The sequence below is a fragment of the Vibrio sp. GLN_1 genome, from assembly GCF_043106015.1.
Classification (GTDB): domain Bacteria; phylum Pseudomonadota; class Gammaproteobacteria; order Enterobacterales; family Vibrionaceae; genus Vibrio; species Vibrio parahaemolyticus.
The window spans coordinates 37776-51606 of the sequence record NZ_JBICMD010000007.1 but is presented as its reverse complement, the minus strand read 5'-3'; the positions used below and the strand labels follow the sequence as shown (position 1 = coordinate 51606).

The following is a 13831-nucleotide window of genomic DNA, read 5'->3' as shown; positions in this document are numbered from 1 at the left end:
GTTTGTATTTTTTGGTTGAATTTCGCCACTTGAGCCCTAATCTAGCTATTGAGAATAAATCTCAATAAAAACAAAACACTTCAAACGGAGTAACACGGACGTTATGCATTACCCAAAAACACGTAAAGATTCTGTCGTGGACACTTATTTTGGTCACGACATTGCCGACCCTTATCGCTGGTTAGAAGATGATCGCAGTGAAGAAACCGCACAATGGGTTTCGGGTCAAAACTCAGTGACCTTTGATTTTCTTGGTCAGATCCCGTACCGCCAACAGATCCGTGACTTAGTCGCGAACAGCCAAAACTACGAAAAATATTCCCAGCCATTTGTACGTGGTGACTACACCTACTTCTACAAAAACGACGGTTTGCAAAACCAAAGCGTATTGTATCGCCGTAAAGGCGAGGGAGAAACCGAGGTCTTCCTTGACCCAAATACTTTCTCCGAAGAGGGCACGACCTCTCTTGGCGAAGTCAGCTTCTCGAAAGACTATCGTTTGGTGGCATATTCCATCTCGGAAGGAGGTAGTGACTGGCGTAAGATCTTTGTCATTGATACGGAAACTAAAGAACAGCTAGAGCCAGAGATCGTTGATGCGAAGTTTACGTCGATTTCTTGGCTGGGCAGCAAAGGCTTCTATTACTCAAGTTACGACAAGCCGCAAGGCAGTGAGTTGTCTGCTCGAACTGAGCATCACAAGCTTTATTATCATGAATTTGGTACCCCTCAATCTGAAGACAAAGTGATTTTTGGTGGGCTGGACGCTCAGATTCATCGCTATGTGTCTGGTACGACGACGACAGATGATCGCTTCCTCATTATTTCTGGCGCAGAATCCACATCGGGTAATCGTCTGTTTTATATCGACTTACAGTCTGACTCCCAAGTGATTGTGACACTGCGCGATACGACGCAAGGCGACACCTACTTGATTGATAGCCAAGACGAAACCTTGCTGCTTTACACCAACCTAGATGCGCCGAACGGCAAAGTTGTCAGCTACAACACTCAGACAGAACAATGGGCTGACGTGATTGCTGAACAAGAACAGCCGCTAGAAATCAGCAAAGGTGGCGGTTATCTGTTTGCGACTTATATGGTGGATGTGCTTTCTAAAGTGCAGCAGTTTACCTACCAAGGAGAGTGGATTCGAGATGTAGAACTGCCGGGAGAGGGCACGGCTTATGGTCTAGCGGGTAAAAAAGAAGAAACCACGCTGTATTACACCTTTACTAACTACGTGACACCACCGACGATCTTCTCATTTGATGTCGAATCTGGTGCATCGACGCTTTATCAAGAATCAAAAGCGCCGTTCGATCGCAATGAGTATGAGTCAAAACAGGTGTTCTACACCTCAAAAGATGGCACGCAAGTTCCAATGATCATCTCATACAAGAAGGGCATCTTGCTTGATGGCAGTGCGCCAACCATGCTGTATGGTTATGGCGGTTTTAACATCAGCCTCACTCCGATGTTTTCTGGCAATGTGGCCAACTGGCTAGAATTGGGTGGCATTTACGCTGTCGCCAACATGCGAGGCGGCGGTGAATATGGTAAAGCTTGGCACAATGCGGGCACTCAGCAGCAAAAGCAAAACGTGTTTGATGACTTTATTGCGGCGGCGGAATACCTAATTGAAAACGACTACACCAGCTCGGAGCGCCTAGCGATTCGTGGTGGCTCTAACGGAGGTTTGTTAGTTGGAGCGTGTATGACGCAACGTCCTGAACTATTCAAAGTTGCGCTGCCTGCGGTTGGTGTGCTTGATATGCTGCGTTACCACACATTTACGTCTGGTGAAGGCTGGAAGTACGACTACGGCACGTCAGAACAAAGTGAAGCGATGTTCCGATACTTACTTGGGTATTCACCTGTTCACAATGTAAAAGAAGGCGTGCAATACCCTGCTACCTTGGTGACAACCGCTGATCATGACGACCGAGTTGTGCCTGCTCACTCGTATAAGTTTATTGCTGAACTGCAAGACAAACAGCAAGGCGAAAATCCGGTGTTGATTCGTATTGATGTGAATGCCGGTCATGGTGCCGGTATGCCGCTCAGCAAGCAAATCGATCTCACGACCGATGTGTACGCATTTACGCTATACAACATGGGTATCGAGTCGATTTAACGATTTTGAGCTTTAGAGAATAAAAAATGCCGCGACAGAATCGCGGCATTTTTCATGGTTGGGGGAACTCAAGTAATACTGTTTTTCAGTATTGTTGAGTCAGGTTGACTAAGTCTGACTCGATGAACCAACCAGTCTCGGCGGCCAAACCGAAAGGCAGCTACGCCATTCTCAAGTAAAGATGAAATAATCATCTTTACTTAATCCTAGTTCATTAATATGAAACTGTGATGAATCTAAGCAGCATCATTTTGATTTTCATTGTTTTCAAGATCAAATGAGGCATCAATCAGTTTTCTAGTGTACTCACTTTTTGGGTGATGGAAAATCTCTTGTGCGCTTCCTTGCTCCATCACTTCTCCTTTTTGCATCACTAATACGCGATCAGAAAGCGCCTTAACCACTGATAAATCATGGCTTATGAACAAATAACCGATATTGTGTTTTTTCTGCAAGTCTTTGAGAAGATCGATGACAGTGAGTTGCACTGAGCGATCTAAGGCCGAGGTCGGCTCATCAAGCAAGATAAACGACGGTTCCAAAATCAAGGCTCGTGCAATCGCAATACGTTGACGTTGCCCACCGGAAAATTCGTGCGGATAGCGGTTTATAGATGCGGGATCCAAACGTACTTCGCGCAGAACATCACGCGCTTTTTGCATGCGTTCTTTCTTGTTTAAATATGGCCGGTGGACGGTTAACCCTTCAGTGATGATTTCCCCGATGGTCATACGTGGTGAAAGCGAACCGTATGGATCTTGGAACACCATTTGTACGTCTTTTTTCAGATCGAACCGCTCTTTATCACTGAGTGAGGCCATGTTTTGACCTTTAAACTCAATTTTTCCGGTAGACGGTAGCAAACCGATCAACGCGCGCCCTAACGTGGATTTACCCGAACCGGATTCACCAACAATGCCTAGTGTTTCGCCCTGTTTCAGTTGTAACGAAATGCCTTTTACCGCTTCGAAGTACTCGTTTTTGCTTGCGATAAAGTGAGGCTTCACCAAAAACTTCACACGAATGTCTTCAGCGTTGAGCAATTCCGACGCTTTCTCATCAACGGGGGTTTTGCTTCCTTTCGGAATAGAGTTAATCAGCATTTTGGTGTATTCATGCTGAGGTTCAGAAAACAAGTGCTTAGTGATGCCTTCTTCAATGACCTCACCTTTGCACATCACCAACACACGATCGGCAAAGTGTTTCACCACGCCTAGGTCATGGGTGATAAATAAAATAGCCATCCCCATTTTTTCTTGAATCTCTTTAATCAGCAGTAGCACTTCCGCCTGAACGGTAACGTCAAGCGCGGTTGTCGGCTCATCGGCAATTAAGATGTCTGGTTCGTTGATCAGTGCCATGGCAATCATGATGCGTTGTAACTGACCACCAGAAAACTCATGTGGATACTTATCATAGGCTTGTTGCGGGTTTGGCAAATGAACCAAATCAAACAGTTCAAGCACACGTTCTTTGGCTTTGCGCTGATTGACGGAGCGATGACACATCATGGCTTCCGCCACTTGAATACCGACCCGCATGTACGGATTCAGTGAAGTCATCGGCTCTTGGAATATCATCCCGATGCGATCGCCGCGAATGCGCTGCATTTGTCGCTCAGTTTTGTCCAGAATGGATTCGCCTTCAAACATGATCGACGAGTCTGGATGGACAATGGCGTTGTCTGGTAGCAGCTTCATTAAAGCGTTGGTGGAAACTGATTTGCCGGAACCAGATTCGCCGACGATAGACAGCGTTTCACCCGCTTGTAGCTCGAAGCTAACATTCTTTACTGCATCGACGATCCCATCGTTTGTCGTAAAGCTGACAGACAAGTTGTTCACCGAAAGAATGGTTTGAGAAGACATCACGTATCCTTGTGTTTGATATAGCAAATAAACCTAGAGCAATGGTGATGGCGCTTAAATCCTGCTGCTTTCCATTGCTCTGGTACTCATTAGTTGTAGAGGTGGGAAGCCACAGCTTCTGCTGAGCTCATCGCCTGTAAATGCAAAAACTGTTCATGGGCGCGAGTGACATGGTCCAGCTCTATCATCCATTGAGCATTGCGCTGCGCAGAGCAAAATGCGGCCATGTGTGCAAGTAAGTCCTCACTTTGCTGACCGAGTAGGTGGCCAACACGCTCAATCAGCTCATGGCTTTCAAGCTGCAAAAATTGGAACAACGCATAAGTTTGGTTGAGAGCCGAAAATGCGTCGCGCTGTAATCCCAGTTTGTTGAGGATCTCCGATTGCGCCACGCTCGCATCGCGTAATCCGCTGACCAGACACACAAATTGGCAAGGCTTGGTAAGGTCATTCTCTAGCGCCTTATGGATATGGCTAGGCAAGTGATTGAGCACATCTTCGTATAAGCGATGAGCTTCTGGCCAATGGCCTTGCTCCATCAATTGCTCCGCTTTCAAATAGCGCATCCAGCATTGCTCAATATTCATGTCCATCTCCACAAAAGTTGATTTGCTGAAGATATTAAATGAAATTGATTATCAATTGCAAGTGCGTATTGTTTTCATTTTTATGGTCATAAAGTGTGCGATTAAACCATGGTGTAAGCTAAATCACTTAAAATTAAACAAATAATCTCTACACTCAAGTTACGACAATAAGAAAAAGGAAGCGGATATGGCAATACTAAGATTGGAACCTCAACAGCTGTATTCTGTAGCGGATCTAGAGAATATGCCATGTAAGTCGACCAAGGAACTGCCTCCTATTGACGAAATCGTGGGACAAGAGCGTGCGCAAAAAGCGGTCGAGTTTGCGATGTCAATTAAGGAAAAAGGGTACAACATTTACGCCATCGGTCAGAACGGGCTAGGTAAGCGCACGATGATTCTACGCTATTTGAATCGTCACCAGCATGACGCCGATGCGTTATTTGACTGGTGTTACGTCGCGAATTTTGAAGATACACGCACGCCTAAAGTGTTAAAGCTCCCTTGTGGAATCGGTAACAAACTGCGTGTTGATATTGAAGCCTTAATGGGGAAATTGCTTAACGCGCTGCCATTAGCTTTTGATAACGAAATGTACTTTAGCCGTGCTGATCGTTTGAAAAACCAGTTGGCAAACAAACAGCAAAATGAATTGGACCGCATTAGTCGTGAAGCAAAAGAGCACGGCATCAGCCTGACGATCACATCGCAAGGCGATTATCAATTTGTCGCCATGAATGGCGATGAGTTGCACACAGAAGAATCTTTTGATGCCTTGAGCAAAAAAGAGCAAGAACAGTTCAGTGACAGCATTGACGCGTTAGAGGTGAGTTTACGTTCCATGGTGCGTGAACTGACCGAGTGGGAGGATACCTACAGCGACAAAATCAAAAAGTTGAATGATGAAGTTACGCTCGACGTGATTACTCACTTCATTAAAAAGCTCAAAGTGGATTATTCGGAATACTCCGAAATCAAAACCTATTTGACGGAGCTGCAAAAAGATATCGTTGAAAACGCGGATATTTTCCTCGACCAAAGTGGTGAACAAGGTGAGATTGCTGCTGCGTCTTTAGATAAAAAGTTGCCTCGTCGCTACAAAGTGAACGTGTTAGTGAGTCGTAACAACAGCGATTTCCCAATCGTGGTGGAAGAGAACCCAAATTACCACTCACTGTTTGGCTCGATTGAAACTGCGACATTCAAAGGAACAGTCTTTACCGACTTCTCACTGATCCGTGCAGGTAGTTTGCACAAAGCCAACGGCGGCGTTCTGTTAATGGACGCGCAAAAAGTGTTGGAGCAGCCGTATGTCTGGGATGGCTTAAAACGTGCGCTGCGCTCTCGCCAACTAAGCTTTACGTCATTAGAAAAAGAGGTGACGTTGACGGGGGCGGTTTCATTAGATCCTGAACCGATTCCGCTTGATATCAAAATCATCTTGTTTGGTGATTACCGAACTTACCAATTACTCCAACATTACGATCCAGAGTTCAGCGAGTTGTTCCGTGTGACGGCAGATTTCGAAGACGAAATGAAACGTACGCCGGAGTCTGAGCTGCATTACGCGCGCTTTATCTCTAGCGTGGTGCATGACAACAATATGCTGCATTGCGATCGTAAAGCCATTGCTCGAATCATCGAATACAGCTCACGTTTGTCTGGCGACCAATCCAAGCTATCTCTACATTCGGCTAATATCGCCAACTTGCTTCGAGAGTCAAACTACGTGGCTCGCCAAGCAAACTCAAACATGATCCGCATTGGCCACGTCGAAGAGGCGATGAAAAATCAGGAGATGCGCGTCAGCCGTTTGCGAGACAGCGTGATGGAGACGTTCTTAAACGGCACTACGTTGATTCTCACTGAGGGTTCGGCGATAGGGCAAGTGAACGCGTTGTCGGTGTTGAGTACCAGCGATTATATGTTTGGTGCGCCTAACCGTATCACTGCCACGACATGCTACGGCGATGGCGACGTTATCGATATTGAACGCAGCGTCGATCTTGGCGGCAGTATCCACTCAAAAGGTGTGATGATCCTATCGGCTTATCTGTCTTCCGTATTCGGCAAAACCGCGCGAGTGCCACTCACGACGACGATTACCTTTGAGCAATCATACGGCGGAGTCGACGGAGACAGCGCGAGCATGGCGGAGTTTTGCGCGGTCGTTTCGGCTTTTTCTAAACAACCAAATCGACAAGATATCGCGATCACGGGGTCAATGAACCAATTTGGTGAAGCGCAGCCGATTGGTGGCGTAAACGAAAAAATCGAAGGTTTCTATGATGTGTGTGTGATCAAAGGTCGTCACTCCGGACAGGGCGTGATCATTCCTCGTTCGAATGTTCATAACTTGATGCTACGAGCTGACATCGTGAAAGCGGTAGAAAAAGGGGAGTTCCATATTTGGGCAATTGACCACGTGACTGAAGCCATTGAATTGTTCACCGGCAAGGTGGCAGGTGAGCCGACAGATGAAGGTTCTTACCCGATTGATACGATTTTTGGCCTTGCTCAAGCGAAGCTCAATTCGCTGAGAAAGTAAGCGATATTCGCTCTGGATGTGAATAAATATCATCACAATTAATCACAACTTGTAATAACGACAATATCCCGACACTAGTGTCGGGATATTGTCAATAACAGATTGAAAATGGGGACTTTTTGTACTAGACAAAAGTGTGATCGACCTCTAATATTCGCCACTTGTTTATTCGTCCGGGAACAATCCCGTCGCATGGAAGCAAGTAGGCATCACGCATATAACTGAGGTCCAGTCATGCAGCTATCACTGAAAAACTTGTCAGTACGAACCCAAATTTTGGTTCCGGTATTATTTACCGCTATTGTTTTGTTTATTGCTCTGTGGATTACTAAAAACAATCTTCAAGCGGAGCAAGACGTTATTGCTTCTAACCAAGAGTCTTTGGTTTTCCATAAAGACACTTTGGCGCGTATCGACGATCAAATTTACCCATTGCGCATCAGCGCGGTTTACGCAATTTACGATGCTTCTCGTCGTGAAACGTTCCTAAATGAGCTAAAAGCAGGCTTGAAACAAGTTGAAGCGGATCTAAGTGCAATCGAAGCGCGCAACCTGTTTCGTGAAGATGCGATTGAAGTGCGTAAAGCGATTGAAGCGTATGTGCAGTACTCACAGCGCTCTGTAGCGTTTTTCAACCAATACGATCAAGGTCTTAAATCAGACAACGAATACCGTGCATTTATTTCTGAGTACCGCCGTGTTGGTAACGAAATGGTGCAAGGCATCAACACTTTGTCTAAACACGTGAACGATCAAGCGGTTGAATCAACGGCAAAAAGTAACGCACAAAACGAGCGTGTTCAAACTAATGCGATGCTGACGGTTCTTGCGGTATTTGTGTTCTCTCTAATTGGTGCTTGGTTCCTATCTGGAATGATTGTTACACCAATCCAAAAGCTGCAACGTGTGATGCGTGAACTGGCGGCTGGTAACCTTTCTGTTCGCGCGGATGTCGAAGGCGACAACGAGATTGCTCAGCTAAGCAAAGACGTTAACCAAACCGCGTCTCAACTTTACAGCATCGTTGATCAGTTAACTCGAATCAGTGAAGAAGTGGCGTCTGCATCAACAGAACTTGCTGCAGTAATGACGCAAGCAGAAGCGAACGCACAACAAGAATTGGCAGAAATCGAGCAAGTTGCTTCTGCGGTAAATGAGCTAGCAAGCACGGCAAACAACGTAAGTGACAATGCGACCTCTGCTGATGCGACAGCACGCGAAGCGGACGGTCTAGCGCAATCTGGTTTGGCTATCTTCCAAGAAAGTGCAGACGCAAGCGCGCAAATGTCTCAGGCATTGAACGATGCCGCGCAAGTTGTACTGCGTCTAAAAGAGCAATCAGTACAGATCAACGATGTTATCGAAGTGATTCGCGGTGTATCTGAACAAACGAACTTGTTGGCGTTGAACGCAGCGATTGAAGCTGCACGTGCTGGTGAATCTGGTCGTGGTTTTGCTGTAGTAGCGGATGAAGTTCGTATGCTAGCGGCACGTACTCAAGATTCAACGCAAGAAATCTCAACAATCATTGAAGAGCTACAAGCGCAATCTGGCCTTGCTAACGACAGCATGCAGGTTAGCCTAGAAATGTTAACTCGTAACAACGAGCTGACTCAGCAAGCGAACGATGCGTTGATCGGTATTACGGAATCTGTTGCGAACATCAACGATTCAAACACGCAAGTAGCGACAGCTGCGGAAGAGCAATCTCAAGTCACTCAAGACATCAACCGCAACGTGGTTAACATGTCTGAACTTGTGAACCAAAATGTAGCGGGCATCAGCCAAAGCGCAAGCGCAAGTAGCGAGCTATCACTACTGGCTGAAAAGCAAAAAGAACAGTTGAGCTTCTTTAAGCTGTAAGCTTTTGCTTTACGTTTTTAAATATGGTCTCAGCAAAAAGGCACCCTCGGGTGCCTTTTTAATGCTCGTTTTTCAAGAACGAATACGTGCTCTAGCAACTTCATGGCTCTAGGCCGTTCGAATTTATTTCAACTTCAGCTTGGTGCCGTCGAATTTGAGATGGCTCAGCAGACTCTTGGCGTTAGTTTTGCCTACCTCATCAAACTCCATTCCGTAGCGGGCATAGTGAGTCGATTTTTGAAGGTTGCAAATACGACCATTCAGTGGCGCTAACATGCGACCATCACTCGGCATGGTGAGGTCTAGAGTGATACGGTCGCCAACTTGTAAAGGTCGGCTCATTGGCGATGTCACAAAACGACAGCCGCTGCGAGACAGGTCTCTGATCTCACACTCACTTCGATATTCATCCAAGCGGACTCGCGCTTTCAAATTCACCTCATAACGCACTTCTTTACGAAGTTGGAATACCTGCATTGTATTGGGAAGGCTAAGCACTAAAATGGGATAAGGGTCGCCCAAGCGATGTTGAAGCTGAGCCCTAAAAGGGATGACTGCGCCTTCGCCACGATGAGAATACGCTTTTACGTTTATCCAAAAGCCTTCTTGAAAATAGAATTTCAAATCTTCATCGGAAATATTCGGAACTTCGATCAATGCCGTATTGTTAGAGTGGCAGCCGACAAACGTACTGGTGGTGATGAACTTCGTTCCAACAGGCGTGGTCACATTAAGAGTGACTTCACTACCGTGCTCGACCATCGCCATTGCATCGGTGCTGTTTAATGTGGTGGCCTGACGTTCTGGTGCTCTCTTACTCTGCAGAGGTAGATTGCCGTCTCTGGCACTGGTTATCATATTTCTCATTCTTATTGTCGTACCTGATTTGAGAAGAGGTGACTGCTATGAAATTTAGCACTAAACGACTGGGTGTCTTTGCGTGGTAATGATTTTATTCAGTGATATAGTTTGATTCAATAAATCCGTAACAAAATTAGAGAAGAAGATATGCATAAAGTGATTCACGACACTGAAAGTGGCCTCTTTTGGGTTGATTTAGAGCAAGACTTCAAAGCAAAAGTGGTCTACGAGTTGAAAAATGATGTGATGCACATAACATCGACGGTCGTACCAGAAGAGCTGCGAGGCAAAGGTTATGGCAAAGTAATGATGGAAGCGGTACTCCCAGAAATTGAAGCTCTGGGTTATAAAATAGAACCGGTTTGCCCGTATGTGGCGCATTACATCAACCGTAACCAAGCTTGGTTGCATCTTCTTGCTTGAGTATGAATGACCACCACCTTTTGTATCAAAATATCAGCCAGGATCTTGATCTCGGTGCATTGCTGTCGAGTGAAGTAATCCAGTCACTTTGGGGCGGTTACGGAGAATTGGTTCGGCTGATATTCGCTAAACGCTCTGTCATTGTAAAACACGTCAAATTGCCTAAACCTTCTGAACACCCTAGAGGCTGGAATACAGACCGTTCTCACCAAAGAAAGCTGCACTCTTATCAGGTTGAAGTCAGTTGGTACGCGCATTTTTCCGGAGTCATGGACTCGTACTGTCGGGTACCACAAGGCTTAAAAACGTTCCAGTCGGAGAATGAATGGCTCATTGTGATGGAAGATCTCGCCGAGGCGGGGTTTCCAAAAATCATCACCGATGCAAAGCTAGAACATCTACGAGCCTGCCTTACTTGGTTGGCGAATTTTCATGCGCGCTACATCGGTGTTTGCTCGGATAAGCTGTGGCATACCGGCACGTATTGGCACTTGGCAACCAGACCCGATGAGCTTGAGGCATTGCAAGACAGTGAGCTAAAAAATGCCGCTCAATTGATTGATCAAACGCTTTCGCAAGCCAAGTTCAAGACGCTTGTACACGGTGATGCCAAATTGGCGAACTTCTGTTTTGCGCAAGATGAATTGAGCGTTGCTGCGGTCGACTTTCAATACGTCGGACATGGCTGTGCGATGAAAGATGTGGCACTGTTTATGAGTAGCGCCGTCAAGCCAGAGCGTTGTGCAGAGCTGGAAGTTTGGGTCTTGGATACGTATTTCGCTCAGTTGCAACAGGCGTTAATGGTTTATCAGCCGAATCTCGACCCCGATGAAGTCGAGCGTGAATGGCGTCCTTTGTTTGCGGTTGCATGGGCTGACTTTCAGCGCTTTGTGAAAGGTTGGAGTCCTGACCACTGGAAGATCAATCCCTACACAGAAGCATTGACTCACAGAGCGTTGGCTTACTTACGAAGGTGAGTCGAAGTTTAAAAAGAAAAGCCTCCAACTAGTAGGAGGCTTTTCTTTATTTTGTACTTGGTCTGATACGTGCCATGTAATAGGTATTGATGAACTCACCATCTCGGAATGAGGCATCAATAGCCTCTCCTTCAATTTCAAAACCATGCTTTTTGTACAGGCCAATCGCGGCCTCGTTGTCGGCATTCACTTCTAACTGAATGCGTCTTACATTCAACCAGTTATCCGCCAACTCGATGATGGTTTCAATCAACTTACTTCCCACGCCTAGGCCGTGAAACTGGTCGTGAACGCCAATACCAAACGCGGCCGTGTGCGCCGTTCTTGGGCGCTGCGAGTGATGAAAGCCAATGTTACCCACTACTTTACCGTCGATTTCAGCGACGTAGCTGTAAACGCCAGCGGGCATATTTGACAATCGTTCTACCCACATTGCGAGCGAAGGTTTTGGGAGTTGCAGGGTTTCACGTTGTGCTTTTGGTTGTGAATAGATTTCTACGAGTGCCGCTGCGTCTTCAACGGTCGTTGGACGTACGATAATTTCCATGCTTCTCTCCTTCGCTTTTTAGTATTAATTTTCAATCTAACCACAGTTCTTTATTTTGGATAGTATTTTTTGATGTTTGAGAGATAAACACCTTTTAAATTAGGTTGTTATAGGGATGTTTTTCTAAATTTTAGTAGTCATTTATCTTCGAATTTAGCGAATAGATTGCAAAGGTGTTGAATTATTGTACTGAAAATGGCGTGCACGGCAGAGTATCGTGGTGAATTTCATGTTGGAGGAAATAAATGGAATTATTCAAACTGTGACGGCGGCACTGTACATCAGTTGACCTGAATCAATTGAGGGTGGAGTTACCTCTTATGAGGTATGGGGAAGAGGTACGTTTAGCGCTATTTATGCTTAACTTGATAAAGGAGTTTCGTTGAGGAAATAGCATGAAATCCTCTCAGTCTAAAACATCGCAAAGTCGGCGCCGATTTTTGCGTGATACTGTCCGAACTGCGGCAGGCGTTGGCGCAGCGGCGTGTGTGTTGGGCTTACAATCGCTGCAAAGCCAAGCTCGAGAAACCAAAGGTGTGCCTATTCGCCCACCCGGTGCTTTGCCAGAAGGCGATTTCGAATCAGCCTGTATTCGATGTGGCTTGTGCGTTCAAGCATGCCCTTACGACACATTGAAACTCGCGACATTACTTTCTCCTGTAGCCACTGGTTCTCCTTACTTTACTGCGCGCGATATTCCCTGCGAAATGTGCGAAGACATTCCTTGTGTGGTGGCTTGCCCGAGTGGGGCGCTGGATCCGACGTTAACCGATATTGATGATGCTCGAATGGGTACAGCGGTTCTTATTGACCATGAAACTTGCCTTAACTGGCAAGGGCTACGATGCGACGTTTGCTATCGCGTTTGCCCGCTGATTGATGAAGCCATCACATTAGAGATGGTTCATAACGACCGAACTGGCTATCACGCCAAACTTATCCCTACAGTGAACTCCGAAGTGTGTACTGGGTGCGGTAAGTGCGAACAAGCGTGCGTGTTGGATGTCGCTGCTATTAAAGTCGTCCCGACGGATCTGGCGAAAGGCAAAGTGGGCAGCCATTACAATTTTGGTTGGAAAGAGATCGACAAACCACTCGAAAATATCCTCCCCAGTGAGACGCCTGTACCGGAAGGTGCGCTTGAATCGCTAAAAGGAGGTAAGTAATGGCAAAGAACTTAGCTCAAAATGCTGGCAAAGAGGCGATTGAAAAGCTTGGTTGGTGGCGCGCGCATCGGTTTCTGGTTTTACGTCGGCTATGTCAGCTCACCATCATTGCGCTGTTTATGGCTGGGCCGACATTAGGGGTTCTAACCGGTAACCTCTCATCGAGTATGTTGCTCGATACGGTCCCTTTAAGTGACCCGTTAATAGTGCTTCAAGCTTTGGCGACAGGGCATATCCCGGAGTTTAATGTGTTGTTAGGCGTAGTGATTGTCGTGGTGTTCTACGCGATTTTAGCACCGCGCGCATTTTGTGCTTGGGTATGCCCGTTGAACATCGTGACGGACTTAGCGGCGTGGCTGCGCCGAAAGTTCAACATTAAAGCGAGCTATCGTTGGTCTCCGGCTATTCGCTATTGGCTGATCCCTGTTTTGATGTTGGGCAGTGCGCTGTCTGGCGCGATTCTTTGGACATGGTTAGATCCAGTGGCGGCACTGCATCGCGGATTGGTGTTTGGTATGGGCGCAGGTTGGGTGCTGATCGCACTGGTGTTCGTACTGGATTTACTCTTAGTTGAGCATGGGTGGTGTGGGCACTTATGTCCACTGGGTGCTACCTATGGCGTGATAGGCCGAAAAAGCCTGTTGCGCGTTACCGCTGTTCGCCGCGAGGATTGCACGAAATGCATGGATTGCTTTTACGTTTGCCCAGAACCAGAAGTACTTCGGCAGCCTTTGAAAGAGGGAGATCGTCGAGTTATGGATAAAAACTGCATAAGCTGTGGCCGTTGCTTGGATGTTTGTCCAGAACATGTGTTTGAATTCAAAAATCGCCTTAATGTGAAAAACATCGACTAA

General features: G+C 46.4%; 11 protein-coding genes. 7 read left to right on the top strand and 4 right to left on the bottom strand.

The genetic code is table 11. From position 1 onward, the window contains the following. The first annotated feature begins 103 nt into the window (after positions 1 to 103). On the top strand, positions 104 to 2137 hold the full coding sequence (locus tag ACF8OV_RS02910) for a prolyl oligopeptidase family serine peptidase (protein WP_317676238.1): 2034 nt from the start codon (positions 104 to 106) through the stop codon (positions 2135 to 2137). 236 nt (positions 2138 to 2373) lie between these two features. On the opposite strand, the gene ACF8OV_RS02905 is transcribed toward ACF8OV_RS02910, so the two are convergent. Both ACF8OV_RS02905 and ACF8OV_RS02900 read right to left on the bottom strand, forming a co-directional pair. Beyond that, positions 2374 to 4005, bottom strand: a complete 1632-nt coding sequence (locus tag ACF8OV_RS02905) for an ABC transporter ATP-binding protein (protein WP_203503443.1) — start codon at positions 4003 to 4005, stop codon at positions 2374 to 2376. Positions 4006 to 4094: 89 nt separating this feature from the next. Beyond that, positions 4095 to 4592, bottom strand: coding sequence for a hypothetical protein (locus ACF8OV_RS02900; RefSeq protein WP_005499782.1), 498 nt, complete (start codon positions 4590 to 4592; stop codon positions 4095 to 4097). A gap of 187 nt (positions 4593 to 4779) precedes the next feature. Between ACF8OV_RS02900 and ACF8OV_RS02895 the strand changes: the two genes are divergently transcribed. After that, positions 4780 to 7140, top strand: a complete 2361-nt coding sequence (locus ACF8OV_RS02895; protein WP_005462897.1) for a Lon protease family protein — start codon at positions 4780 to 4782, stop codon at positions 7138 to 7140. 234 nt (positions 7141 to 7374) lie between these two features. After that, positions 7375 to 9003, top strand: a complete 1629-nt coding sequence (locus ACF8OV_RS02890) for a methyl-accepting chemotaxis protein (RefSeq protein ID WP_005478090.1) — start codon at positions 7375 to 7377, stop codon at positions 9001 to 9003. 123 nt (positions 9004 to 9126) lie between these two features. Here the strand turns inward: ACF8OV_RS02890 and ACF8OV_RS02885 are convergent, their stop codons facing one another. Beyond that, positions 9127 to 9861: a flagellar brake protein gene (locus ACF8OV_RS02885; protein WP_005478273.1), complete on the bottom strand. Its 735-nt coding sequence runs from the start codon at positions 9859 to 9861 to the stop codon at positions 9127 to 9129. A gap of 150 nt (positions 9862 to 10011) precedes the next feature. On the opposite strand from ACF8OV_RS02885, the gene ACF8OV_RS02880 reads away from it, so the two are divergent. After that, positions 10012 to 10287: a GNAT family N-acetyltransferase gene (locus ACF8OV_RS02880; protein WP_025622352.1), complete on the top strand. Its 276-nt coding sequence runs from the start codon at positions 10012 to 10014 to the stop codon at positions 10285 to 10287. A gap of 2 nt (positions 10288 to 10289) precedes the next feature. Then, a complete protein-coding gene (locus ACF8OV_RS02875; protein WP_203503440.1) occupies positions 10290 to 11264 on the top strand; it encodes a phosphotransferase in 975 nt (324 codons plus the stop codon). A gap of 46 nt (positions 11265 to 11310) precedes the next feature. On the opposite strand, the gene ACF8OV_RS02870 is transcribed toward ACF8OV_RS02875, so the two are convergent. After that, positions 11311 to 11811, bottom strand: a complete 501-nt coding sequence (locus tag ACF8OV_RS02870) for a GNAT family N-acetyltransferase (RefSeq protein WP_131169673.1) — start codon at positions 11809 to 11811, stop codon at positions 11311 to 11313. A 395-nt stretch (positions 11812 to 12206) separates the two neighbouring features. On the opposite strand from ACF8OV_RS02870, the gene napG reads away from it, so the two are divergent. Continuing rightward, complete coding sequence (gene napG / locus ACF8OV_RS02865; RefSeq protein WP_005462912.1) at positions 12207 to 12977, top strand: ferredoxin-type protein NapG; 771 nt, start codon at positions 12207 to 12209, stop codon at positions 12975 to 12977. Then, complete coding sequence (gene napH / locus ACF8OV_RS02860) at positions 12977 to 13831, top strand: quinol dehydrogenase ferredoxin subunit NapH (RefSeq protein ID WP_203503432.1); 855 nt, start codon at positions 12977 to 12979, stop codon at positions 13829 to 13831. Before napG ends, napH begins: the two co-directional genes overlap by 1 nt.

Bases quoted from the DNA above. Each gene is read 5' to 3' on its own strand.
- ACF8OV_RS02910 (WP_317676238.1), top strand. From the start codon at position 104: ATGCATTACCCAAAAACACGTAAAGATTCTGTCGTGGACACTTATTTT.
- ACF8OV_RS02905 (WP_203503443.1), bottom strand. From the start codon at position 4,005: ATGTCTTCTCAAACCATTCTTTCGGTGAACAACTTGTCTGTCAGCTTT.
- ACF8OV_RS02900 (WP_005499782.1), bottom strand. From the start codon at position 4,592: ATGAATATTGAGCAATGCTGGATGCGCTATTTGAAAGCGGAGCAATTG.
- ACF8OV_RS02895 (WP_005462897.1), top strand. From the start codon at position 4,780: ATGGCAATACTAAGATTGGAACCTCAACAGCTGTATTCTGTAGCGGAT.
- ACF8OV_RS02890 (WP_005478090.1), top strand. From the start codon at position 7,375: ATGCAGCTATCACTGAAAAACTTGTCAGTACGAACCCAAATTTTGGTT.
- ACF8OV_RS02885 (WP_005478273.1), bottom strand. From the start codon at position 9,861: ATGATAACCAGTGCCAGAGACGGCAATCTACCTCTGCAGAGTAAGAGA.
- ACF8OV_RS02880 (WP_025622352.1), top strand. From the start codon at position 10,012: ATGCATAAAGTGATTCACGACACTGAAAGTGGCCTCTTTTGGGTTGAT.
- ACF8OV_RS02875 (WP_203503440.1), top strand. From the start codon at position 10,290: ATGAATGACCACCACCTTTTGTATCAAAATATCAGCCAGGATCTTGAT.
- ACF8OV_RS02870 (WP_131169673.1), bottom strand. From the start codon at position 11,811: ATGGAAATTATCGTACGTCCAACGACCGTTGAAGACGCAGCGGCACTC.
- napG (WP_005462912.1), top strand. From the start codon at position 12,207: ATGAAATCCTCTCAGTCTAAAACATCGCAAAGTCGGCGCCGATTTTTG.
- napH (WP_203503432.1), top strand. From the start codon at position 12,977: ATGGCAAAGAACTTAGCTCAAAATGCTGGCAAAGAGGCGATTGAAAAG.